At 72.7% G+C, this 24,274-nt stretch carries 21 protein-coding genes; 16 read left to right on the top strand and 5 right to left on the bottom strand.

Going from position 1 to position 24,274, the window contains the following annotated elements:
* Positions 1-25 precede the first annotated feature (25 nt).
* The 8 genes from KY498_RS09810 (at position 26) to KY498_RS09775 (ending at position 9,329) form a co-directional block, all read left to right on the top strand.
* The gene (locus KY498_RS09810) at positions 26-1,696 is read left to right on the top strand and encodes a PucR family transcriptional regulator (RefSeq protein ID WP_061782458.1); all 1,671 of its coding nucleotides are present in this window, start codon (positions 26-28) and stop codon (positions 1,694-1,696) included.
* Between the two features lie 105 nt (positions 1,697-1,801).
* On the top strand, positions 1,802-2,431 hold the full coding sequence (locus KY498_RS09805) for a GntR family transcriptional regulator (protein WP_101305454.1): 630 nt from the start codon (positions 1,802-1,804) through the stop codon (positions 2,429-2,431).
* A complete protein-coding gene (locus KY498_RS09800) occupies positions 2,428-3,954 on the top strand; it encodes an MmgE/PrpD family protein (RefSeq protein WP_191009490.1) in 1,527 nt (508 codons plus the stop codon). Before KY498_RS09805 ends, KY498_RS09800 begins: the two co-directional genes overlap by 4 nt.
* 67 nt (positions 3,955-4,021) lie before the next feature.
* Complete coding sequence (gene prpB / locus KY498_RS09795) at positions 4,022-4,924, top strand: methylisocitrate lyase (protein WP_060958349.1); 903 nt, start codon at positions 4,022-4,024, stop codon at positions 4,922-4,924.
* Between the two features lies 1 nt (position 4,925).
* Positions 4,926-6,116, top strand: a complete 1,191-nt coding sequence (locus KY498_RS09790; protein WP_191009491.1) for a bifunctional 2-methylcitrate synthase/citrate synthase — start codon at positions 4,926-4,928, stop codon at positions 6,114-6,116.
* A gap of 6 nt (positions 6,117-6,122) precedes the next feature.
* Positions 6,123-7,292 carry a thiolase family protein gene (locus KY498_RS09785; protein WP_191009492.1) on the top strand — a complete coding sequence of 390 codons (1,170 nt, stop codon included), beginning with the start codon at positions 6,123-6,125 and terminating at the stop codon, positions 7,290-7,292.
* Between the two features lie 101 nt (positions 7,293-7,393).
* Entirely contained in the window at positions 7,394-8,548 is a 1,155-nt protein-coding gene (locus KY498_RS09780) for an acyl-CoA dehydrogenase family protein (RefSeq protein ID WP_060958352.1), read from the top strand.
* Positions 8,549-8,552: 4 nt separating this feature from the next.
* Positions 8,553-9,329, top strand: coding sequence for an enoyl-CoA hydratase-related protein (locus KY498_RS09775; protein WP_191009493.1), 777 nt, complete (start codon positions 8,553-8,555; stop codon positions 9,327-9,329).
* On the opposite strand, the gene KY498_RS09770 is transcribed toward KY498_RS09775, so the two are convergent.
* The gene (locus tag KY498_RS09770; RefSeq protein WP_223848812.1) at positions 9,316-9,834 is read right to left on the bottom strand and encodes a MarR family winged helix-turn-helix transcriptional regulator; all 519 of its coding nucleotides are present in this window, start codon (positions 9,832-9,834) and stop codon (positions 9,316-9,318) included. The two genes, KY498_RS09775 and KY498_RS09770, sit on opposite strands and share 14 nt — an antisense overlap.
* 112 nt (positions 9,835-9,946) lie before the next feature.
* Between KY498_RS09770 and KY498_RS09765 the strand changes: the two genes are divergently transcribed.
* From KY498_RS09765 to KY498_RS09755, 3 genes are read left to right on the top strand one after another with little or no spacing between them, the layout of a single operon-like run.
* Positions 9,947-10,723: an electron transfer flavoprotein subunit beta/FixA family protein gene (locus tag KY498_RS09765; RefSeq protein ID WP_191009494.1), complete on the top strand. Its 777-nt coding sequence runs from the start codon at positions 9,947-9,949 to the stop codon at positions 10,721-10,723.
* A gap of 20 nt (positions 10,724-10,743) precedes the next feature.
* Positions 10,744-11,730, top strand: a complete 987-nt coding sequence (locus tag KY498_RS09760; protein ID WP_191009495.1) for an electron transfer flavoprotein subunit alpha/FixB family protein — start codon at positions 10,744-10,746, stop codon at positions 11,728-11,730.
* Entirely contained in the window at positions 11,730-13,145 is a 1,416-nt protein-coding gene (locus KY498_RS09755) for a cytochrome b/b6 domain-containing protein (protein ID WP_191009496.1), read from the top strand. The genes KY498_RS09760 and KY498_RS09755 overlap by 1 nt, the downstream gene beginning before the upstream one ends.
* 20 nt (positions 13,146-13,165) lie before the next feature.
* Here the strand turns inward: KY498_RS09755 and KY498_RS09750 are convergent, their stop codons facing one another.
* Entirely contained in the window at positions 13,166-13,684 is a 519-nt protein-coding gene (locus KY498_RS09750; RefSeq protein ID WP_060959336.1) for a GNAT family N-acetyltransferase, read from the bottom strand.
* Positions 13,685-13,827: 143 nt separating this feature from the next.
* Here KY498_RS09750 and KY498_RS09745 point away from each other — a divergent pair, with 143 nt between their 5' ends.
* Positions 13,828-14,388: a thioesterase family protein gene (locus KY498_RS09745; protein ID WP_060959337.1), complete on the top strand. Its 561-nt coding sequence runs from the start codon at positions 13,828-13,830 to the stop codon at positions 14,386-14,388.
* Between the two features lie 14 nt (positions 14,389-14,402).
* On the opposite strand, the gene KY498_RS09740 is transcribed toward KY498_RS09745, so the two are convergent.
* A complete protein-coding gene (locus tag KY498_RS09740) occupies positions 14,403-15,284 on the bottom strand; it encodes a LysR family transcriptional regulator (RefSeq protein WP_061782463.1) in 882 nt (293 codons plus the stop codon).
* A gap of 103 nt (positions 15,285-15,387) precedes the next feature.
* Between KY498_RS09740 and KY498_RS09735 the strand changes: the two genes are divergently transcribed.
* Both KY498_RS09735 and KY498_RS09730 read left to right on the top strand, forming a co-directional pair.
* Positions 15,388-19,089 carry a proline dehydrogenase family protein gene (locus KY498_RS09735; protein WP_191009497.1) on the top strand — a complete coding sequence of 1,234 codons (3,702 nt, stop codon included), beginning with the start codon at positions 15,388-15,390 and terminating at the stop codon, positions 19,087-19,089.
* A gap of 46 nt (positions 19,090-19,135) precedes the next feature.
* Complete coding sequence (locus tag KY498_RS09730) at positions 19,136-19,609, top strand: GNAT family N-acetyltransferase (protein WP_191009498.1); 474 nt, start codon at positions 19,136-19,138, stop codon at positions 19,607-19,609.
* A 180-nt stretch (positions 19,610-19,789) separates the two neighbouring features.
* Here the strand turns inward: KY498_RS09730 and KY498_RS09725 are convergent, their stop codons facing one another.
* On the bottom strand, positions 19,790-20,545 hold the full coding sequence (locus KY498_RS09725; RefSeq protein ID WP_191009499.1) for a hypothetical protein: 756 nt from the start codon (positions 20,543-20,545) through the stop codon (positions 19,790-19,792).
* A 94-nt stretch (positions 20,546-20,639) separates the two neighbouring features.
* On the opposite strand from KY498_RS09725, the gene ddaH reads away from it, so the two are divergent.
* Together ddaH and rocD are read left to right on the top strand one after the other, a co-directional pair.
* A complete protein-coding gene (gene ddaH, locus KY498_RS09720; protein WP_191009500.1) occupies positions 20,640-21,482 on the top strand; it encodes a dimethylargininase in 843 nt (280 codons plus the stop codon).
* A complete protein-coding gene (rocD, locus tag KY498_RS09715) occupies positions 21,479-22,702 on the top strand; it encodes an ornithine--oxo-acid transaminase (protein ID WP_191009501.1) in 1,224 nt (407 codons plus the stop codon). The genes ddaH and rocD overlap by 4 nt, the downstream gene beginning before the upstream one ends.
* A gap of 9 nt (positions 22,703-22,711) precedes the next feature.
* Here rocD and KY498_RS09710 read toward each other — a convergent pair whose 3' ends face one another.
* Entirely contained in the window at positions 22,712-24,250 is a 1,539-nt protein-coding gene (locus tag KY498_RS09710) for a molybdopterin-dependent oxidoreductase (protein ID WP_191009502.1), read from the bottom strand.
* Positions 24,251-24,274: the final 24 nt, after the last annotated feature.

Below are 24,274 nucleotides of genomic sequence, written 5' to 3'. Positions count from 1 at the left end.
ACGTCCGACGACGGTTCTGCCGACCGTGGCGGAGGTGCTCGCCCTGGCGGTGTTCTCCGCCGGAGCGCCCGTCGTGGTCGTCGGCGGCGACGCCCTCGGCGCCGCCGTGCGATGGGTCCACGTCTCCGACAGCGCCGACGTCGCGCGGCTGCTCGAAGGCGGCGAGCTGCTGCTGTCGACGGGCTCCGGCTGGCCGGACGACCCCGCCCTGCTCGCCGGGTTCGTGACGCAGCTGGCCCGGGTCGGCGCAGCGGGCATCGTGCTCGAGCTCGGCTCGCACTACCGCTACGTGCCGGCGGTCCTCGCGGATGCCGCCCGCTCGGCGGGCCTCGCGCTGGTCGCCCTCCACCGCGAGGTCAAGTTCGTCACGATCACCGAGGCCGTGCACCGTCGCATCATCGCCGACCAGACGACGGCGCTGGAGGCGCGCGACGCGGTACGGACCCTGTTCACCGGGCTGGCGCTGCGCGGAGCGCCGGCCGAGTTCATCGTCGAGCAGGTCGGGCTCGCCCTCGCCGCCCCCGTCGTGCTGGAGACCGTCGCGCACGAGGTGGTGGTCGCCCACGTCGGCGGGGCGATCGAGACGCAGACCCTCCGCGGCTGGGGGCGCCGGTCGCGTGCGGCCGCGGCGGCCCCCGACCACGAGGGGCGGGCGATCGTCGCCGTCGAAGCCCGCGGCATCCGGTGGGGATGGCTCGTCGCGCTGCCCGGAACACCGCACCCGGCCGGACGGGAGGCCGTCCTCGAGCAGGCGGCCACGGCGCTCGCCCTGGGCCGGCTCGCCGATCCGGGGGGAGAGGAGTGGTCCCGGCTGGGGCGCCGCCGCGTCGTCGACGCGCTCGTCGACGGCCGGTTCACGAGCCTCGGGGCGGCGGCGGCCCGCCTGGACGCGGCCGGCCTGCCCCTCGCCGGCGTCGTCGCGTTCCCGCTCGTCGCGCTGGCCCCGGCCGGTCGCGAGGATGCCGTGGGTGTCGCGACCGCGGCGGACGTCGCCGCCGCCGCGCTGGGTGCGCGTGCCGTGTGCGGTTCGAGCGCGACACTGGAGGACGGGTCGGGCCTCGTCCGCACGCCGGTGCTGCTCACCGTCCCCGCCCGCGCCGCGACCGCCGCGGACAATCGCGCCGACGCCTTCGCCGCCGCACTGGAGGAGGCGTTGCGCGTCGCCACCGCCTCCGCCGGCGCCTCTGCGACGACCCTGCCGTCGCGCCCGGCGCGGCCGCGCGTCGTGCTCGGCCCCGGTGTCGCCATCCCCTCCGTCGAGGACGAGCGGGGCATGGGCCTGCTCGTCGGTGCGCTGCGCGAGACGATCGACCTCGTCGCCGCCGACGACGGCATCCGCAGCGCGCGCCGCGACCGCGAGGGCGACGGGCGCCGCACCGTCGAGCGGCCCCTGACCCGGGTCGTCGCCGCGATGCGTGACGATCATCGCCTCGTCGCGCACGCGGACCGGATGCTCGCCCCGGTGCTGGCCGAGGCACGGGGCCGCGGCGGCGACCTGCTCGACGTGCTCGCGGCCCTGCTGGCGCACCCGTCCAACCGCACGGCGGCCGCGGAGGCGGCGCACCTGTCGCGCTCGGTCTTCTACCAGCGCATCGCCCTGCTCGAAGACCTGCTCGGCATCGACTTCGACGACGGCGAGCAGGTCGCGGCCCTACACCTCGCCGTGTTGACCCATCGGCTCCACGTTCCCCACTGAACCGCGGCGCGCGCGACTTTCTGTATGCACTAGTAGCAGTTCGGGGTCGATGACTTCCCCTCAGAGCCACTTTTGTATACAGTGATGGCGACGAGAGGAGTTGTCGTGCGCGCGAGCGATCGGGCCTACCGCAGTCTCCTCGACGAGATCCAGTCCGGCGTCCTCCGCCCCGGTGCCGTGCTCGCCGAGGTGGAGCAGTCGGTGCGCCTCGGCGTGAGCCGCACGCCGCTGCGCGAGGCGCTCGGCCGGCTCGCCGCGGACGGGCTCGTCGTGCAGGCGTCGCCGCGCATGACCGTCGTCAGCGACCTCGACGCCGACGACATCCGCGAGCTGTTCGAGGTGCGCCGGGCGCTCGAGGAGACCGCCGCGCGCCTGGCGGTCCGCTCCGGGGCCACGCCGCCGTTCGCCGCGCTGGCGACCGAGTTCGCCGCCACGGATGCCGCCGCCGACCCCGACGCCTACTACGCCCTCATCGCGCGCTTCGACGACGCGCTCGATCTCGCCGTCGCCAATGACTACCTGACCGCGGCGCTGAAGACGGTCCGCACGCACCTCGTGCGCGTGCGCCGCCTCGCACGCGACAACCCCGAGCGGCTCGCGGCGTCCGTGGCCGAGCACCGGCTCATCGCGTCGGCCATCGGGGCCGGCGACGCGGAGCTCGCCGCGCACGCCACCCACGTCCACCTGCACAACGCGCTCGCCGCGATCCTCGCCTCGTTGGAAGGAACCCCATGACCGTCACCCACCACGTCCGTGTGCACCGCAGCGAGGAGAACCTCGCGCGCGAGGATCAGCTCGCCTTCGCGATCGCCGAGGTCGCCGCCGACCCGGTGGCCACCCTGCCCGAGGTCGTCGAGATGATCATCAACCGCGTCATCGACAACGCCGCGGTGGCCGCGGCATCCCTCACCCGGGGCCCCGTGACCGCCGCCCGCGCGCAGGCGCTCGACCACCCCGTGTCGCGCGGCGGACACGGCGCGACCGTGTTCGGCGAGCCCGACGACGTGCGCACCAGCCCGGAGTGGGCGGCGTGGGCCAACGGCGTCGCCGTGCGCGAGCTCGACTACCACGACACCTTCCTCGCCGCGGAGTACTCCCACCCGGGCGACAACATCCCGCCGATCCTCGCCGTCGCCCAGCACGTCGGCGCCGACGGGGCGGCGCTGGTGCGCGGCATCGCGACCGGCTACGAGATCCAGATGGATCTGGTGCGCGCCATCAGCCTGCACCGGCACAAGATCGACCACGTCGCCCACCTCGGCCCGTCCGCGGCCGCCGGCATCGGCACGCTCCTCGGCCTCGACGCCGGCACCATCGCCCAGGCCGTCGCGCAGGCCCTGCACACGACCACGGCCACCCGTCAGTCGCGCAAGGGTGAGATCTCCACGTGGAAGGCGCACGCCCCCGCGTTCGCGGGCAAGATGGCGGTCGAGGCCGTCGACCGCGCGATGCGCGGGCAGACCTCGCCGTCGCCCATCTACGAGGGCGAGGACGGCGTCATCGCCTGGATGCTGGACGGTAAGGACGCCGCGTACGACGTGCCGCTGCCCGCCCCCGGCGAGCCCAAGCGGGCGATCCTCGACTCCTACACGAAGGAGCACTCGGCCGAGTACCAGGCGCAGGCCTGGATCGACCTGGCCCGAAAGCTCCACGGCACCCATCCCGAGCTCGCCGACCCCGCGAACGTCGAGAGCATCGTGCTGCACACCAGCCACCACACGCACTACGTGATCGGCTCCGGCGCCAACGACCCGCAGAAGTACGACCCGGCGGCCTCCCGCGAGACCCTCGACCACTCGATCCCGTACATCTTCGCCGTCGCCCTGCAGGACGGCGGCTGGCACCACGTCGACTCGTACCTGCCCGAGCGGGCGGCGCGCGAGGACACCGTCGCGCTGTGGCACAAGATCACGACCGCCGAGGATGCCGAGTGGACCCGCCGCTACCACTCCGACGACCCCGACGAGAAGGCCTTCGGTGGACGCGTCGAGATTCGTCTCACGGACGGTTCGACGATCGCCGACGAGATCGCGGTCGCCGACGCCCACCCGCTCGGCGCGCGCCCGTTCGCCCGCGCCGACTACATCCGCAAGTTCCGCCTGCTCGCCGAGCCGGTGCTGGAGCCCGCCGAGATCGAGCGGTTCCTCGCCCTCGCCGAGCGACTGCCCGAGCTGACCGCCGATGAGGTGCGGCAGCTCAACATCGTCGCCCGCGACGGCGTGCTGGCCTCGGTTCCGAGCCCGAAGGGGTTGTTCTGATGCTCCGTTTCGACTCGTCGCTCCGCTCCTCGCTCGACGACCGGAGTACCCAGGACGGAGCCGACTGATGCTGTACAGCCAGACCCCGGCATCCGAGAAGCGGCGCCTGCTGCGCGAACGCCTGCGCGCGGGAGAGCTCGTCCGCTTCCCCGGCGCGTTCAACCCGCTGTCGGCGCGGCTGATCGAGCAGAAGGGGTTCGAGGGCGTCTACATCTCCGGCGCCGTCCTGAGCGCCGACCTCGGGCTTCCCGACATCGGGCTCACGACCCTCACGGAGGTCGCCGGCCGCGGGCAGCAGATCGCCCGCATGACCGAGCTCCCGGCGATCATCGACGCCGACACCGGCTTCGGCGAGCCGATGAACGTCGCGCGCACCATCCAGACCCTCGAAGACGCGGGGCTCGCGGGCACGCACATCGAAGACCAGGTCAACCCGAAGCGCTGCGGCCACCTCGACGGCAAGCAGGTCGTCGACACCGGTACCGCGCTGCAGCGCATCCGCGCCGCCGTCGACGCCCGCCGCGACCCGAACTTCCTCGTCATGGCGCGCACCGACATCCGTGCGATCGAGGGCCTGGACGCCGCCGTCGACCGCGCCAAGGCGCTCGTGGATGCCGGGGCCGACGCGATCTTCCCCGAGGCGATGCGCGACCTCTCGGAGTTCGAGGCCGTGTGCGCCGCCGTCGACGTGCCGGTGCTGGCGAACATGACCGAGTTCGGCAAGAGCGACCTGTTCACGGTCGACCAGCTGCGGGATGCGGGCGTGCAGATCGTGATCTGGCCGGTCTCCCTCCTGCGGATCGCGATGGGTGCGGCCTCCCGCGCGCTGGATACCCTGAACGACGAGGGGCGTCTCACGTCCCGTCTCGGCGAGATGCAGCATCGCGCGGAGCTGTACGACCTCATCGACTACGAGGGCTACAACCACTTCGATTCGAGCATCTTCGACTTCCAGATCACGAAGGAGTGACATGAGCGACCAGCAGATCCACAAGGGACTGGCGGGCGTCGTCGCCGACACGACCGCCATCAGCAAGGTCAACCCGGAGACGAACTCCCTGCTCTACCGCGGCTATCCGGTGCACGAGCTGGCCGCGACGCAGCCGGCCGAAGCCGTCGCCTACCTGCTGTGGAACGGCGAGCTGCCGACCGCCGACCAGCTCGCCGAGCTGCGGGCCACCGAGCGCCGGCACCGCGCGCTCGCGGACGACGTCAGGGCGGTGATCGAGCTGACTCCGCTCGACGCGCACCCGATGGACGAGGTGCGCTCCGCCGTCAGCGTGCTCGGCGCCCGCGACCTCGCCGGCACCGGCTCGGTGCTCGACGCGAGCGGGTCGCCCGCTGACAACCTCGCCCGCAGCATCCGCCTGTTCGCGGCCCTGCCCGCGATCGTCGCCTACGGACAGCGCCGCCGCCGCGGCCAGGAGCCCATCGCCCCGCGCGACGACCTCGACTACGCGGCCAACTTCCTCTGGATGACCTTCGGCGAGGAGTTCGACCCCGTCGTCGTCGACGCCTTCAACCGCTCGATGATCCTGTACGCGGAGCACTCCTTCAACGCGTCGACGTTCACGGCGCGGGTGATCACCTCGACCCTCAGCGACCTGTACTCGGCGGTCGTGGGGGCGATCGGAGCGCTCAAGGGGCCGCTGCACGGCGGCGCGAACGAGGCCGTCCTGCACATCTTCGACGAGATCGGCGACGCCGACAACGTCGGGCCGTGGCTCGATCGCGCCCTCGCCGAGAAGCGCAAGATCATGGGCTTCGGCCACCGCGTGTACAAGCACGGCGACTCGCGCGTCCCGACGATGAAGGCCGCCCTCGACACGCTCATCGTCCACTACGACCGCCCCGACGTCGAAGCGCTCTACGCGACGCTCGAGCGCGAGTTCGTCGAGCGCAAGGGCATCTACCCCAACCTCGACTACCCGTCGGGCCCCGCGTACAACCTGATGGGCTTCGACACGCTCACCTTCACGCCGCTGTTCGTCGCGGCGCGGGTGGTCGGGTGGACCGCCCACATCAGGGAGCAGGCGGCATCCAACGCGCTCATCCGTCCGCTGTCGGCCTACAGCGGTGTCGACGAGCGCCACGTCGACGGGTTCGTCGACGAGGCCGGCACCTCGTCGATCGCGCTGCGGGCCGCCGAAGCCGAGGGCTGAGCAGACATGCGCACCGCCGTCATCGTCGACGTCGTGCGCACCCCGTCCGGGCGCGGCAAGCCGGGCGGGGCGCTCAGCGGCATCCATCCCGTCGACCTCGCGGCCGAGGTGCTGCGCGCGACGCTGGAGCGCAACGGGCTCGCCTCGACGCAGGTCGACGACGTGCTGCTCGGCTGCGTCAGTCAGGTCGGCGAGCAGACGATGAACGTCGCCCGTCAGGCGGTGCTCGCCGCCGGCTTCGACGAGCGGGTGCCGGCGACGACGATCGACCGGCAGTGCGGATCGAGCCAGCAGGCCGCGCACTTCGCCGCCCAGGGCGTCATCTCCGGCCAGTACGACGTGGTCATCGCGGGAGGCGTCGAGTCGATGAGCCGGGTGCCGCTGGGGGTCGCGGCCTCCGTCGCGGGCTCGCCCTTCTCGCCGGGGCTGCACGCACGCTACCCCGACGGGCTCGTGAACCAGGGCGTCTCCGCGGAGCTCATCGCCGCGCGCTGGGGGTTCTCGCGCGAAGAGCTCGACGCGTTCGCGGCGGAGTCCCACGAGCGGGCGGCCGAGGCGCAGGCGCGGGGCCGGTTCGCCTCGCAGATGCTCGCGGTCGCCGGGGTCGCGGCCGATGAGACGGTGCGACCGGGAACGACCGTCGCCGCCCTCGCAGGACTGGCGCCCGCCTTCCGGACGGATGCCGCGGCGCAGCGCTTCCCCGAGATCGACTGGCGGATCACCCCCGGCAACTCCTCGCCGTTGACCGACGGCGCCTCCGCGGCGCTGATCATGAGCGAGGAGAAGGCGCTCGAGCTCGGGCTCACACCCCGGGCCCGCTTCCACGCCTTCGCGGTCGTCGGCGACGATCCCCTCCTGATGCTGACGGGGCCGATCCCCGCGACGCGGCGCATCCTCGAGCGGAGCGGGCTGACGATCGACGACCTCGACGCCTACGAGGTGAACGAGGCGTTCGCGTCGGTGCCCCTCGCCTGGGCGGCAGAGCTCGGGGCGGATGCCACGAAGCTCAACCCGTGGGGAGGGGCGATCGCGCTCGGTCACGCGCTCGGATCCAGCGGCACGCGCCTGCTCGGAACGCTGCTCGCGCACCTCGAGGCAACGGGCGGTCGCTACGGCCTGCAGACGATGTGCGAGGGCGGCGGCATGGCCAACGCGACGATCATCGAACGGCTGTAGGGGGCGGCGTCCCCATTTACTAGGACGTCCATGTAAAATGATCGCTGTGCCCTACCCGGCACGATTCTGGCTGTCGATCTGTTTCACAAGGACGTGACGCGATGAGCATGACTTTCACCCCCTCGCTCTCCGCCGATGAGCGCGGAGCGATCCTCGACGCGGTGCGCGAGTTCGCGCGCACCCGGCTCGAGCCGCACGCTCTGGAGTGGGACCGCGACAAGCACTTCCCTCGCGACGTGCTCGCCGACGCCGGTGAGCTGGGGCTCGGCGGACTGTACGTGCGCGAAGACGTCGGCGGCACCGGGCTCGCGCGCGAGGACGCCGCGCTGATCTTCGAGCACCTGGCGATGGGCGACCCGACGATCGCGGCCTACATCAGCATCCATAACATGGTCGCGTGGATGATCGACACCCACGGCACTGAGGCGCAGCGCCACGAGTGGCTGCCGCGGCTGACGACCCTGCGCGACCTCGGCGCCTACTGCCTCACCGAGCCCGGTGCCGGCTCGGATGCCGCGGCCATCACCACCAGTGCGATCGCCGACGGCGACGCCTACGTGCTCACCGGCGTGAAGCAGTTCATCTCCGGCGCCGGCGACGCGGCGGTCTACGTCGTCATGGCCCGTACCGGCGAGCCCGGCGCGCGCGGGATCAGCGCCTTCCTGGTTCCGGCGGACGCCGTGGGGCTGAGCTTCGGCCCCAACGAGCGCAAGATGGGGTGGAACGCGCAGCCCACCCGCCAGGTGATCCTCGACGAGGTGCGGGTGCCGGCATCCGCTCTGCTGGGAAGCGAGGGCGGCGGGTTCCGCATCGCGATGAGCGGTCTCAACGGCGGCCGCGTCAACATCGCGGCCTGCTCCGTCGGCGGTGCCCAGTGGGCGCTCGATCGTGCCGTGCGCTACGTGCACGAGCGCTTCACGTTCGGCGAGGCGCTGGCCGAACGCCAGAGCGTGGTGTTCGCGCTCGCCGACATGGCGACCCAGCTGCAGGCGGCCCGCGCGCTCGTCCGCGACGCCGCCCGCGCGATCGACACCCACGCCGATGACGTCGCGGTGCAGTGCGCGATGGCCAAGCGCTTCGCGACCGATGCCGGCTTCGAGGTCGCCAACCGTGCGCTGCAGCTGCACGGCGGCTACGGCTACCTGCAGGAGTACGGCATCGAGAAGGTGGTGCGCGATCTGCGGGTGCATCAGATCCTGGAGGGCACGAACGAGATCATGCGCGTGATCATCGGCCGCGACGTTCTGGGAGCATGAGCACATGAGCGACTACTCCACCCTCCTCGTCTCCACCCGCGGCCGCGTCGGGTGGATCACCCTGAACCGCCCCGAGGCGCTCAACGCGCTCAACTCCACGCTGCTGGGCGAGCTGGCCGACGCGGCCGTCGCGTTCGACGCCGACGAGCAGATCGGCTGCATCGTCGTGACCGGGTCGGAGCGCGCGTTCGCCGCCGGCGCCGACATCAAGGAGATGGAGGACAAGTCGCCGGTCGAGATGTCGCTGCGCAGCCCCTTCACCGGTCTCGAGGCCTTCTCGCGCGTGCGCACGCCGGTCATCGCCGCCGTCGCGGGGTACGCTCTCGGCGGGGGGTGCGAGCTGGCGATGGCGTGCGACATCATCCTCGCCGCCGACACCGCGCGTTTCGGCCAGCCCGAGATCACGCTCGGGGTCATCCCCGGCCTCGGCGGCACCCAGCGCCTGCCGCGCGCGATCGGCTACTACAAGGCGGCCGAGCTCGTCCTCACGGGCCGCATGATGGATGCCGCGGAGGCCGAGCGCGCCGGCCTCGTCTCGCGCGTCGTCCCCGCCGCCGACCTGCTCGCCGAGGCGGAGGCCATGGCCGATCAGATCGCGGCGAAGTCGCTGCCGGTGCTCTACGCCGCCAAGGAGTCGCTGCGGGCGTCGCTGGAGACGACCGGTGCGGAGGGGCTGCGGTTCGAGAAGCAGGTGTTCACGTCGCTGTTCGGCCTCGACGACCAGAAGGAGGGCATGGCCGCCTTCCGCGAGAAGCGCGCGCCGAGGTTCACGAATCGCTGACCACGTCGCCGGCGCCGGCGCGCAACCGCGCCACGATCGCGATGAGCCCCTCCACGTCGCCGTCGTCGAGGCCCGGCGCCGCGAACACGCGGGCGTTGAGCGCCGCCGTGGCACGCGCCGCCAGCTCGCGTCCCGCCGGGGTCAGTGCGACGAGCGTCGCGCGCCGATCGCCCGGGTGGGGCTCGCGCGTGACCAGTCCGGCTGCTTCGAGCCGATCGACGGTGTTCGTCACGCTCGTGGGATGCACCTGCAGGCGGCTCGCCGCCGAGGACAGCGGCATCCGCCCCGCGCGGGTGAAGCTCAGCAGGGTCAGCAGCTCGTACCGCGCGAAGGTGAGGGCGAACGGCTTCAGCGCCTCATCGACACGGGCCAGCAGCAGCTGATGGGCGCGCATGATGCTCGTGACGGCGGTCATGCCGGCCGCGGCATCCGCCCAGCCGTGCTCCACCCACTGCAGGCGCGCCTCGGCGATGGGGTCGCGGCGCGGCGACGGGTCACGGTTCACGGGTCCTCCTCGGGGCGGGTGTGTGCTCTCACGCTAGCGCGTGAGCCTCAGTGTCAACGGATGCGATACTGAGTCGCACCTTCTAGAATGAGTGCGTCGTGAAGGAGAACCGATGAAGATCGTGGTGCTGGTCAAAGAAGTCCCCGACACCTATGGCGACCGGAGGCTCGATCTCGAGACCGGTCTCGCCGACCGCGGCGCCTCTGACCGCGTGCTCGACGAGATCGGAGAGCGGGCGCTCGAAGTGGCGCTGAGCTACGCCGACGCGCACCCCGGCACCGAGGTCGCGGTCGTCTCGATGGCCTCCGAGGATGCCGCCGCGACCGTGCGCAAGGGTCTCGCCATGGGGGCGGCGTCCGCGGTGCAGGTCGTCGACCCCGCGCTCTCCGGCGCCGACCTGGGCGTCACCGCCGCCGTGCTGGCCGCCGCCGTCCGACGGGCGGGGTTCGACCTCGTCATCACCGGCAACCTCTCCACCGACGGCACGGGCGGGGTCCTTCCCGCCATGATCGCCGAGCATCTGCAGGTGCCCCAGGCCACCGCCCTCTCGTCGGTCGAGATCGGCGAGAGCGAGGTCGCCGGAACGCGGGCGACCGACTTCGGCACGGCACGCGTGACGGCGCCGCTGCCCGCCGTGATCTCGATCACGGAGGCGCTGCCCGACGCCCGGTTCCCGAACTTCAAGGGCATCATGGCGGCGAAGAAGAAGCCGTTCGAGACGGTCTCGCTCGCCGACCTCGACGTCGATGTCGACCCGGCCTCCGCGCCGCAGTCGATCATGACCGCCGTCGGACAGAAACCGCCGCGCGGCGCGGGTGTGAAGATCGTCGATGAGGGGGATGCCGCCGACAAGCTCGCCGCGTTCCTCGTCGAGAACAGACTGGCCTGAGGAACAAGGTGGGAAACGACATGGTGGACTTCGCCGCAGATTCGATCCTCGTCCTGCTGGACGTCACCCCGGCCGGTGATCTCGCGAGCTCGGCCGCGGGGCTCCTCGGGGCCGCCGCCGGTATCGGTGCGCCCGTCGCGCTGGTCGTCGCCGACGAGTCGCGCCACGCGGCGCTCGTCGAGGCCGCCGGCGCGCTCGGCGCGCCGCTCGTGCTGACCGCCCCGCTCGGCGGTGCGGACAGCGCCCTCACCGTCCCGCTCGTCGACGCGCTCGCCGCGGCATCCGCGCTCGTGCAGCCCGACGCGGTGCTGGTGTCGAACTCGATCGAGGGCCGCGACGTCGCCGGCCGCTTCGCGGCGCGCACCCGCTCGGCGCTCGCGGTGGACGCGGTGGGCGTCGCCCGCGACGAGGAGGGCGTGCTGGCGCAGCACTCCGTCTACGGCGGGTCGTACAACGTCACGAGCGCGCCGACGTTCGGGACCCTCGTGGTGACGGTCCGGCAGGGAGCCGTCGACGCGCGCGCCGCGTCGACGGCGGCGCAGGCCGTGCCGCTGGAGGTCGCCGCCTCCGGCGCGCCCGCCGCGCGGATCACCGGCTTCGAGGCAGAGGTCGCCGCGTCGTCGCGGCCCGAGCTGCGCGGCGCCGCGAAGGTCGTCTCGGGCGGGCGCGGACTCGGCTCGGCCGAGAAGTTCGCGCTGGTCGAGCAGCTCGCCGACACGCTCGGCGCCGCGGTGGGTGCCTCGCGGGCGGCCGTGGATGCCGGCTACGTCCCTTACTCGCACCAGGTCGGCCAGACCGGCGTCTCCGTCTCGCCGCAGCTGTACGTCGCGCTCGGCATCTCCGGCGCGATCCAGCACAAGGCGGGCATGCAGACCGCCAAGACGATCGTCGCGATCAATAAAGACGGCGACGCCCCCATCTTCGACATCGCCGACTTCGGCATCGTGGGGGACGTGTTCACGGTCGTCCCGCAGCTCATCGCGGCCCTCGAAGCCAGGAAGGCCTGATGGCGACGGGAGGATCGTCGGTGCGCCGGGGGCTTCCCCGCGTCGCCGGAGGCGAGCCGTGGCCGCCCCTCGACACCGGGAGCGCTGAGGCGGCGGCGGTGGAGACGGTGACGGAGGCGGCCCCCGCTGCGGCCGTCGCGCCCTCTCCGGCCGCGTCCTCGGCGGTGCGGCGCGGACTCCCGCGCACGCCCGGGGGAGAGCCCTGGCCCGAGGCGGCGGAGATTCCTGCCGTCGCGGAGGTCGCCGAGCCCGTGCGCGAGCAGGGCGTCGGGGTGCGGCGCGGGCTGCCGCGCGTGGCCGGGGGAGAGGCCTGGCCGCCGGCAGACACCACGGTGCCGATGGCGGAAGCACCGGCAGAGGTCGTCGCGCCGACCGCTGCACCCGCGGTCCCGGCGGTGCCCGAAGGCCCCCGCGCGCCGCTGACGGTACCGCGGAGCGCGTGGGCGGGACGCGCGGTGTCCCACCGCCCCATCCCGAAGACCGAGCCGCGACGGGTCGGACCGTTCACCCGCACGCAGTGGGCCGGAGCCGTCGTCGTCGGGGGCCTCGCACTGCTGTTCGCGGCGGGCATGGCCGTGCTCGCGGTGAGGTTCCTGCTGAGCCTGGACGGCATGCGGGACTTCCTCGCGACCTACCCGGGGGAGTACCACCTTCCCGACGGTGCCCCCGTCGGCATCCCCGCCTGGCTGGGCTGGCAGCACTTCTTCAACGTGTTCCTGATGGTGCTGATCATCCGCTCGGGCCTCACCATCCGTCGCGAGAAGCGTCCCACCGTATTCTGGGCGCCCAAGAACAACCCCAAGGGCAAGACCAGCCTGACGATCTGGTTCCATCAGGCGCTCGACATCCTGTGGCTGGTCAACGGCGCCGTCTTCATCGTCCTGCTGTTCGTCACCGGGCAGTGGATGCGGATCGTGCCGACGAGCTGGGAGGTGTTCCCCAACGCGCTCAGCGCCGCGCTGCAGTACGTGTCGCTGGATTGGCCCACCGAGAACGGCTGGGTCAACTACAACTCGCTGCAGCAGCTCGCGTACTTCTCGACCGTCTTCATCGCGGCCCCGCTCGCGGCGATCACGGGCTACCGCATGAGCGGGATGTGGCCGAAGAAGAACCTCACGCTCAGCGCCGCCTACCCCATCGAGTGGGCGCGGAAGGTGCACTTCCCGGTCATGCTGTTCTTCGTGGTGTTCATCGTGATCCACGTCGTGCTGGTGCTGGCGACGGGGGCGCTGCGCAACCTCAACCACATGTACGCCGCACAGGGCTCCGTGGATCCGATGGCCTACGCCGACAACTGGACCGGCTTCTGGCTGTTCGTCGTCTCGCTCGTCGTGATCGCCGGGGCCTGGGTGGCGGCGCGGCCGCTCGTGCTGGCGCCCATCGCGCGTCTGTTCGGGACGGTCAGCGGACGCTGACCGTCCCCCGGCGGACGCCGTCAGCGGACGAAACGGACCTCGGTGAGCGTCTCGCCGAGGAAGGGCTCGGTGTGGCTCGCGCCGTCGAGGGCGAAGCCGTTGCGCACGTAGAAGCGGTGCGCGCGAGGGTTGTCCTCGGCGACCCAGAGGTACAGCTCCTCGCCGGGCTCGACGGCGGCATCGAACAGCTGCTGGCCGATGCCGGTGCCGTGGAACTGGTCGAGCAGGTAGATGAAGTACAGCTCGCGGGTGCGCGGGGCGTCGCGGTCGCGCGCGGGGCCCGATCCCACGAAGCCGACGATGTCGCCGTCGACGAGGGCGGCGAACATCTTGAACTCGGGGCCCTGCTGCGCCCAGTGGGTCCACAGCTCGGCGAGGCGCTTCGGCGAGACGTTCTCGAGTGCGGCCTTGCTGATCAGATGGTCGTAGGTCTCGTGCCAGCAGCTGGCGTGGACGCGTCCGAGGGCCTCGGCATCGACGTCGCGAACGGGACGGACGACGGTGTCGGTCTGCGCTGAAAAGTCGGTGGTGGCTGCCATGGCCAGACTCTACGGCGGCCCTCGGAATTCGCGAAATCGGCGCAGCCCGGCCCACAGCGCGTCCCGGGACGCGTCGAGCGGACTGTGGGATGCCCACAACGGATTTCCGCTGACCCCTGTCGAACCCGCTAGCATCGCGCTTCGTGAACGTGTGGTGGCGGACCCTGCTGACGATCTGGCGTGCGAAGGTGCTGCTGCACCGTCGGGGGCCGATGCCGCCGCGCAGCGTGGGACGACTGCGGCTGCGCACCCTGCCGACCGACATCGATCTGCTCGGTCACATGAACAACGGCCGCTACGCCTCCCTCTTCGACCTCGGGCGCTTCGATCTGCTCATCCGCACCGGCATCTGGGACGCCATGAACGCCCAGGGGTGGTACGCGGTGGTCGCGAGCGAGACGGTGACCTTCCGCAAGTCGCTGCAGCTGTGGCAGCGGTTCACGGTGGAGTCGCGGCTCTACGGTCACGACGACAAGGCGGTCTATCAGATGCACCGGGCCGTCGTCGACGGCGAGGTCTACGCCGAGATGATCGTGCGCGCGCGGTTCCTGCGCCGCAGCGGCGGCGTGGTCAACACCGACGAGCTGTTCGAGGCGCTGCAGCGCCCGGACGACCTCCCGCCGCTGCCGCAGTGGGTCGCCGACTGGGCGCGCGACAGCGCACTGCCCTCGACCAAGGCCCCCGCCCCCAGCGAGTGGGACTGATCCTCGCGCCGGCCTCAGCGTGAGCGTGCGGCGAACGCGTCGCTGAGCGCGTCGCGCACGGCCCGGATGCCGGGCCGGTTGCGGCTGGCGCGGCGCGCCGCCGTGAAGATCTCGCGGACGGGATCGCCCGGCAGAGGAGTCAACCGCACCCGGGGCACGCCGCCGCCCCACAGCAGGTCGGGCAGCAGCCCGACGGCGTGACCGGCCGCGATGAGCTCGACGTGCCCGCCGAGATCGGCGAGCTCGAAGCGCACGTCGGGCTCGAAACCCGCAGCGCGGCACTGCTGCAGGGCCCACTCCCGCGCCGCGGTCCCGCGGGGCTCCATCACCCACGGGCGGTCGCCCAGCGCGGCGAGCGGGCGCGGCTCGCCCGAGGTCGCGAGCCGGATCGGGTCGGAGCCGAGTACGTCGCGGTCGAGCTCGGAACGATGCGGCCGGGTCAGCCCGGGGTACTGCTCGGCGATCGCCAGGTCGAACCCCCGGGCGCCGAGCTCGAAGAGGCCCTCCTCGGGCGGCAGCTCGGCGAGCTCGACGCGCAGCCCGGGAGCCCTCGCCGCGAGCAGGGTCAGGGCGGAGGGGACGATCGTGCGCGCCGCCGTCTGCAGCACCGCGACCCGCACGGGGGCGACGCCGGCCTGCAGCTCCTCGAGCTCGCCGCGGATCTCCTCGTCTGCGGCGAGGGCGCGCGCCGCGAAGGCGGCCAGCGTCTCGCCGTGCGCGGTGAGACGGACGCGGCGACCGTCGGGGGTGAGAAGAGCCACGCCCGCGTCGCGTTCCAGCTGCGCGAGCTGCTGCGAGATGGTGGACGGGCTGTACGAGAGGGCCTGTGCGACGGCGGCGATGGTCCCCCGCTGCGCCAGCTCGTGGAGCAGGCGCAGGCGCCGCAGCTCGAACATGTCCGCTCCTCGCACCCGCCGGGAAAAACATCGGTCTCATCGAACGATATCCGTCGAGGATCATCGCTTTTGCCGAATCATATGCGTGCCGCACGCTGGACGCATGGACACGGTGCACTCTGGAAGCGTGATGGACGACGACACTGCGCCCCCTTCGGCATCCGAGCTCGCCGAGCGCGCCGTCGCGCTCGCGCGCCGCTGGGTGGACGAGTCCGCCGCGGCGGACGTCGACCCGGCCGCCGCGCGCCTCGCCGGGGTGCTGAAGGACCCGCACGGCCTGCCGTTCACGATCGGCTTCGTCGACGGCGTGATGCGGCCCGAGTCGCTGGGCGCCGCGGCCGCGAACCTGCAGCGCGTCGCCCCGCTCGTGCCCGACTTCCTGCCCTGGTACCTCCGCGCCGCCGTCCGCACCGGCGGCGCGCTCGCACCGCTGCTGCCCGCGCCGACCGTGCCTCTGGCCCGCCGTGCCCTGCGCGAGATGGTCGGCCACCTCATCGTCGACGCCCGGCCCGACAAGCTGGGCCCCGCCCTCGCCGCGATCCGGGCCTCGGGCGCCCGTCTCAACCTCAACCTGCTGGGCGAGGCCGTGCTGGGCGAGGACGAGGCGCGCACGCGGCTCGACGGCATCCACGACCTCATCCGCCGCGACGACGTCGACTATGTCTCGGTGAAGGTGTCGGCCATCGCCAGCCACATCTCGATGTGGGCGTTCGACGAGGTCGTCGAGAAGGTCGTCGAGCGGCTGCTGCCGCTCTATCTGACGGCCGCGGCCGCACCGGGTCCGGACGCGACGCAGACCTTCATCAACCTCGACATGGAGGAGTACCGGGACCTCGACCTGACGATCGCGGTGTTCACCCGTCTGCTCGCCGACCCGCGGCTGCAGCGGCTCGAGGCGGGCATCGTGCTGCAGGCCTACCTTCCCGACGCGCTGCCCGCGCTGCGGCGGCTGACCGCGTGGGCGCAGGAGCGCGTGGATGCCGGCGGCGCGCGCATCAAGGTGCGCCTCGTCAAGGGCGCCAACCTCGCGATGGAGCGGGTGGATGCCGCGATGCACGGCTGGCCGCTCGCGACGCACGCCAGCAAGCTCGACGCCGACGCCGGGTACATCCGCTGCCTCGACGAGGCGCTGCGAGCGGAGAACACGCGCGCCGTCCGGCTGGGCGTCGCGGGGCACAACCTCTTCGACATCGCCTTCGCGTGGCTGCTCGCCGGTGAGCGCGGGGTACGCGCCGACGTCGAGTTCGAGATGCTGCTCGGCATGGCGCAGGGGCAGGTCGCGGCGGTCTCGGCCGAGGTGGGCCACGTGCTGCTCTACGTGCCCGTCGTCCGCCCCGACGAGTTCGACGTCGCCATCAGCTACCTGGTCCGCCGCCTGGAGGAGAACGCGTCGAGCGACAACTTCCTCTCCGCGGCCTTCGACCTCGCCGACGATCCCGCGATGTTCGCCCGCGAGCGCGACCGTTTCCTCGCGTCGCTCGATCGCGCCGTCGATGCGGCCCTGCCGGCCGGCCCGGTCCGCACGCAGGACCGCGGAGCGCAAGCCGCGGCATCCGAGGCGCCCCTCGCCGTCACCCGGCCGGCGCCGGCCGATGCCGACGCCGACGCCGACCTCACGCAGGTCGTCCTCGGCATCGCGAGCGGCCGGGACGACGGCGGTGCCTTCGTCGACACCGCGGTGTTCGACCTCCGCGAGAGCGCCGCCGCGGAGGGGGCGTCCGGCTTCGCGAACGCCCCCGACACCGACCCCGCGCTGCCCGCGAACCGCGCGTGGGCGGCGGACATCCTGTCGCGGGTGGAGGGCTCGACCGCGGGGGAGGCCGCGATCGCCGCGGCCCGCATCGACGATCCGGCCGCGCTCGACGAGGTCGTCGCCCGGGTCCGTCGCGCCGGCGCGCGGTGGGCCGCGGTGCCGGCCGACGATCGCGCCGCGGTGCTGCAGGCCGCCGCACGCGGCCTCGAGGCGCGTCGCGGCCGGCTCATCGAGGTCGCCGCCGCCGAGACCGGGAAGGTGTTCGCGGAGGCGGATGTCGAGGTCAGCGAAGCCGTCGACTTCGCGAACTACTACGCCGCGACGGCGCGCGAGCTCGACCGCGTCGCGGGGGCCGTCTTCGTCCCGGCGGCGCTGACGGTGGTCGCGCCGCCCTGGAACTTCCCCGTCGCGATCCCCTCGGGCGGGGTGATCGCGGCGCTCGCGGCGGGGTCGGGCGTCGTCTTCAAGCCCGCTCCGCAGGCCCGGCGGTGCGCCGCGGTCGTCGCCGAGGCGGTGTGGGAGGCCCTGGAGGGCGCCGGCATCGACCGCGACGTCCTCGCGCTCGTCGACCTCGACGAGGGGGAGCTCGGTGAGCGTCTGATCGCCCATCCCGACGTCGACCGCGTCATCCTCACGGGATCGTGGGAGACGGCGCGGCTGTTCCGGTCGTGGCGGCCCGACCTGCCGCTGCTGGCGGAGACGAGCGGGAAGAACGCGATGATCGTCATGCCGTCGGCGGACCTCGACCTCGCCGCCGCCGACCTCGTGAAGAGCGCGTTCGGTCACGCCGGACAGAAGTGCTCCGCGGCATCCCTCGCGATCCTGGTCGGTCCGGTCGCCCGGTCCGAGCGCTTCGCCCGCCAGCTGGTCGACGCCGTGCGCTCGCTGCGGGTGGGACCCCCGTCCGACCCGCTCAGCGAGGTGGGGCCGGTGATCGAGGTGCCGCGCGGCAAGCTCGAGTGGGCGCTGACCACCCTGGAGGAGGGGGAGAGCTGGCTCGTCGCACCGGAGCCGGTGGACGCGGCCGACCCCGTCCACGCGGGACGGCTGTGGCGGCCCGGCATCCGCGTGGGCGTGCGCCCGGGGTCGCGGACGCATCTCGAGGAGTTCTTCGGCCCGGTCCTCGGGATCATGCACGCGGCATCCCTCGCGGAGGCGATCGAGCTGCAGAACGCCGTCGCCTACGGGCTGACCGCGGGCCTGTACACGCAGGATCCCGCCGATCTTGAGCTGTGGCTCGACGAGGTCGAGGCGGGGAACCTCTACGTCAACCGCGGCATCACGGGGGCGATCGTGCAGCGCCAGCCCTTCGGCGGGTGGAAGCGCTCGTCGGTGGGAGCGGGCACGAAGGCGGGTGGGCCGAACTACCTGATCGGGCTCGGCTCCTGGCGTCCCTCGGCCGGCGGGCCCCCGTCGTCGACGCTGCACCTGCGGGGTCTGGACGCGCGCATCACCGCGCTCATCGAGGCCGCCCAGCCGTCACTGGACTACGAGGCGTTCGAGTGGCTCCGCCGCGGCGCCCTCTCCGACGCCGTCGCCTGGGATCGTGAGTTCGGGCGCGTCAAGGACGTCTCGCACCTGGTGATCGAGCGCAACCTCTTCCGCTACCGACCCGTGTCGGTCGCGATCCGCGCCACCAAGGATGCCGCGTGGCACGCGCTCCTGCGGGTCGTCGTCGCGGGGGTGCGCGCCGGCGGCGAGATCACGATCAGCGCTCCGGTCGGGCTTCCCGCGGGGGTGCGCCGCGCGCTCGGAGACGTCGACGTCGCGGTCTACGTCGAGACCGACGACGAGTGGATCGCCCGCCTCGCGGCGACGCGCGAGGAGGACGGATGGCCGCGCGTGCGGTTCGTCGGGCCGGTGGGCTCGGTCGCGGCCGCGCACGGCGTCCTCGTCGCGGCGACCGACGGCGACCCCGACCTCGCCGTGTACGACGGCGAGGTGACGACCGCGGGGCGGGTCGAGCTGCTCCCGTTCCTGCACGAACAGGCGATCTCGATCACGGCGCACCGTTTCGGCAACCCCGACCGGTGGAGCGAGGACGTGATCTAGGCGCCGGGCGGGACGTCCCGCCCGGGGTCGTGGCATGATGCCGCACATGCCGGAGACGTCTCTGCAGGTCCGCGCCCTCGCGGCGTCCGAGGTCGATCGCATCGAATCCGACGAGCCGCCCGGCCAGGGATTCGTCCGAGGGATGTGGCGGTTGCAGTCCCTCGGCGACAGCGTCCTGCTGGTCGCATGGCTGGGCGATCGGCCGGTCGGCTCGGGACAGCTCGACCTCCGCACGGTGCGGATCGAGCTGAAGAACCTGAACGTTCGGCCGGACGTCCGCGGCCGCGGCATCGGCAGTGCGATCGTCGTCGCGGCGGAGAACTGGTCGCGCGAGCGCGGGCATCGCCGGATCGCCATGGGCGTCGCCGTGGACAATCCCGAGGCGCGGCGTCTCTATCGGCGGCTGGGCTACGCCCCGACGGGCGAGCTCTCGACAGTGACCTACGAGTACGTGGATGCCCAGGGCGCCTCTCGCACCGCCACCGAGACGGACGAGATCCTCGTGAAGGTTCTCGGCTGAGTCACGCCGTCACGCCCGGAAGAGAAACAACTTATCTTTCTGGCGATGGAAGGTCGTGCGAGCGACGATATCTATGGCGCAACTGGGGAGCGCCGGACGGCGACCTCGTCCTTCGAGGATGCATCAGGTCGTGCCGTCATCCGACACGCCGGGGGGAGTGTCGCTCTGGGGCCGGGGGGATCACTCGACCCCAGAGCTCCCGGAGTGCGCGCCGGGGTGCCGGGCATCCTCGATCGGCGTCATGAACCCGGAGATGAGGGCCCGGACGCCGAGCGCGAACAGCGTCCACGTGCCTTCGGGGATGTCCTCCGCCGCACCGACCTCGAACGTCGGATGCGGGATGCCTTCGACGGCCCGCAGCGCGAAGCCCTCCGACATCGCCGCCATCACCGCCGTGAAGTCCTCGACCGTCAGAGGAGAGCGCATCCGCAGCCCGTACGCCTCCATGAGGTAGACGTAGAACTCCGCGAACGCGGCGATCGAGCCGTCGTGACGCTCGCGGCTCGCCTCCTTCAGCTCGGGCCAGGTCTCCGCCGTGGCCCGCAGCGCCAGCGTCACGAGGAACTGCTGCGCGTCGAGCGCATGGTCGAGGCGGTCGGCGTCGATGGAGATGCTCTGCACGTGCGCCGCGGCGGCGGCACGGATGACATCGTCGCCGTCGGCGCCCTCCGCCACGAGCTTCTCCACCGCCTCACGCGCGTACGCGGTCGGGCTCGTGCGCAGCCGCAGCCGCACCATGGACACCGCGAGGTCGCGCTGGTAGTCGTTCTGATCGGCCCAGAGACGGTAGGCGGCGCCGGTGGTCAGCCCCGCGCGGCGCAGCACCTCCTGCAGACGGATGTGCTGCACGCCGGCGGAGACGCCGCGCTCGAGCAGCATCTGCATCCCGACGCGCAGCAGCAGCGCGCGCGTCTCGTCCCCCGTTCGCCGGGCCATGAGAAGAAATCTACTCACCTGCATGCGCTCCGCAACGGGGGCGCCGAACGGCTGTCTGGCACAATGGACACCTGGCGTGGAACGAGGAGCGAGAATGCCCGACCGGATCGCGCAGCACCGCCGGTACCTGATGTGCCGGCCCGAGCACTTCACGGTGAGCTACCGCATCAACCCGTGGATGGAGCCCGCCCTGCCCACCGACACGGCGAAGGCCGTCGCGCAGTGGCAGACGCTCTACGACGCGTATCGGGCCTTGGGGCACGAGGTGGAGCTGATCGACCCGCTGCCGGGGCTTCCCGACATGGTCTACACCGCCAACGGCGGCTTCGTCATCGACGGACGGGCCCTCGGGGTGCGCTTCCGCGTGGCCGAGCGCCGCGGCGAGGAGCGCCCCTTCATGGACTGGTTCGCGGCGCACGGCCTCGAGGTCGTGGAGCCCGTCGAGGTGCAGGAGGGCGAGGGCGACTTCCTGCTCGTCGGGCAGACGATCCTCGCCGGCACCGGGTTCCGTTCCACCGGCGACAGCCACCGCGAGGTCGCGGAGGTCTTCGGGCGCGAGGTCGTGTCGCTGCGCCTCGTCGACCCGCGGTTCTACCACCTCGACACCGCGATCTGCGTGCTCGACCCCGTCGAGGGCCCCGGCGGGGTGGATGCCGCGAACATCGCCTACCTGCCCTCCGCGTTCGACGAGCCGTCGGTGCGCGTGCTGGAGGACCGCTACCCGGACGCCATCCGCGTCGACGACGCCGACGGGGCGGTGTTCGGTCTCAACGCGGCATCCGACGGGCGTCACGTCTTCGTCTCGCCGCGCGCGACCGGTTTCGCCGCCCACCTGGCCGAGCGGGGATACGTGCCGGTCCCCATCGATCTGTCGGAGCTCCTGCTCGGCGGCGGAGGCATCAAATGCTGCACGCTCGAACTGCGAGGAAAGCGATGAGCACCACCACCGAGCCCGACGACGTCACCGCGACCCTGATCGCCGCCGAGGAGGCGCACGTCGCCCACAACTACCATCCGCTGCCCGTCGTCATCGCCCGGGGCGAAGGCGCCTGGGTGACCGATGTGGAGGGCAAACGCTACCTGGATCTGCTGTCGGCGTACTCCGCGGTCAACTTCGGGCACCGCCACCCCGCCCTCGTCGCCGCCGCGAGCGCACAGCTGGGGCGGGTGACGCTCACCAGCCGCGCGTTCCACAACGACCGGCTCGGACCGTTCGCGGAGGCGCTCGCTGCGCTCTGCGGCAAAGACCTCGTGCTCCCGATGAACACCGGCGCCGAGGCGGTCGAGACGGGGATCAAGGTCGCCCGCGCGTGGGCGTACCGCGTGAAGGGCGTCGCCGCCGGGGCCGCGACCGTCATCGTGGCGGACGGCAACTTCCACGGCCGCACGACGACGATCGTCGGCTTCAGCGACGACGAGCAGGCGCGCGCCGACTTCGGGCCGTTCACCCCCGGGTTCGTCCGGGTGCCGTACGGGGATGCCGCGGCCATCGCCGCCGCGATCGACGAGACGACGGCGGCCGTGCTGGTGGAGCCGATCCAGGGCGAGGCGGGAGTGGTCATCCCTCCCGACGGGTACCTGCGGGCGATCCGCGAGATGTGCGACCGCGAGAACGTGCTGTTCATCGCCGACGAGATCCAGTCGGGCCTCGCCCGCGTCGGCACGACGTTCGCGTGCGACCGCGAAGACGTGGTGCCCGACGTGTACCTGCTCGGCAAGGCGCTCGGCGGCGGCATCGTCCCGGTGTCGGCCGTCGTCGCCGACCGCGACGTCCTCGGGGTCATCCGTCCCGGCGAGCACGGCTCGACCTTCGGCGGCAACCCCCTGGCCGCCGCCGTCGGCCTGCAGGTGGTCGAGATGCTCGCGTCCGGCGAGTTCCAGACCCGGGCGCTCGCCCTCGGCGCGCACCTCGAGGAGGCGTTGCAGCCGTTGATCGGCAGCGGCGTCACGGCCACGCGCGTCGCGGGACTCTGGGCCGGCGTCGACATCGACCCGGCGCACGGGACGGGACGCGAGGTGGCGGAGAAGCTGCGCGGTCGCGGCGTGCTCGTGAAGGACACCCACGGCCAGACCATCCGCATCGCGCCCCCGCTCGTCGTGCGCGGCACCGAGCTCGACTGGGCGGTCGAGCAGCTGCGGCTGGTGCTCGCCGGCTGAGGCTCGCCGTCAGGCGACGGTGATCTCGACGCGGGGCCAGCCGGTCGCGCCGTCGGGCGCCGGCGGGGCGGCCGTCTGCGTCTGCGGTTCGCCGTCGAGGCCGATCGCGCGCGCCGTGATGGTGTGCTGTCCGGGGCTCGCCTGCCACGGCAGCGACCACTGCACCCAGGTGTCCGCGGAGATCGCGGTCGCGAGGGTCGCCTCCTGCCAGTCGCCGTCGTCGATGCGCACCTGCACCCCGCGCACCCCGACGTGCTGCTGCCAGGCCACGCCTGCGATCACGCTCTCTCCCGCCGCGACGGTGCCGCCGCGGCGCGGCACGTCGATGCGGCTCGCGAGCTTGATCGGTCCCCGCTCCGACCAGCCGCGCGGCGTCCAGTACCCCTGGGCGTCGGAGAACCGCGTGACCTCCAGGTCGGTGACCCACTTCGTCGCGGAGACGTAGCCGTAGAGGCCCGGCACGACCATCCGCACGGGGAAGCCGTGCGCGATCGGCAGCGGCTCGCCGTTCATCCCGACCGCGAGGATCGCGTTGCGCTCGTCGGTCAGCGCCTCCAGCGGGGTGCCCGCGGTGAACCCGTCCGCCGACGTCGAGAGCACCATGTCGGCATCCGCCTGCACACCGGCGCGGGCGAGGAGGTGACGGATCGGGTATCCGAGCCACAGCGCGGTGCCGATCAGGTCGCCGCCGACCTCGTTCGACACGCACGTGAGCGTCGTGACGCTCTCCTCGAGGGGGAGTGCGAGCAGCTCGTCCCAGCTCAGCTCGATCTCCTCGTCGACCTTGCCGTGGATGCGCAGCCGCCACGTCGCCGGATCGATCTGCGGCAGCGCGAGCGCCGTGTCGATGCGGTAGAATCCGGCGTTCGGGGTGATGACGGGTGCCAATCCCGGGATGCCGAGGTCGGCCCCCGCCAGCACGGTCGCCGCGGCGGCGGCCCGCGGCAGGGTGATCGCGGCGCGGACGGCGGTGGCGGCGCGCGCACCCGTCTGCAGCGCCCATCCGCCGACAGCGGCCAGCGCGCCGGTCGCTGCCGCGCCGGCCGTCCACAGGAGGAAGGTGCGGCGCGAGGCGCCCGAGCCCGCGGCATCCGTGTCCGACGCGGTCGCGGGCGGGGCCGCGGCGATCGCGCGCGTCACGAGCGCGCTCAGAGCGAGGAGGGTCGCCCCGGCGCCGACCGCCGGCGGCACGACGGCGAGGGCCGCGGCATCCGCCCGGGTGACGGCCGCTCCGGCGCCGAGGAGACCGAGCACGACCACGAGCGTCTGCGCGGCTCCGCGGGAGCGCACGGCGAGCAGGCCCGCGGCGGCGCCGAGCAGCAGGAGCACGATCGCGACCGCGGTGACCAGGGCCGCCTTGTCGCCGGTGCCGAACAGGGCGATCGCGAGGTCCTTGCCCCACGGCGGCGCGAGGTCGATGAGCGCTCCGCCGACGGCGGCGATCGGGCTGGCGCCGACGATCGCGCCGGTGAGCTCGGCGAGGCCCGCTCCGAAGGCCGCCGCGGCGGCGCCGGCGAGCGCGGCTCGACCTCGTGATCGCGTGCGCATGCGCTGATCCTAAGTCGCGGGGGC

This window comes from Microbacterium sp. PAMC21962 (genome assembly GCF_019443465.1).
Classification (GTDB): Bacteria; Actinomycetota; Actinomycetes; order Actinomycetales; family Microbacteriaceae; genus Microbacterium; species Microbacterium hominis.
This window is presented reverse-complemented; position numbering and strand designations above follow the sequence as displayed.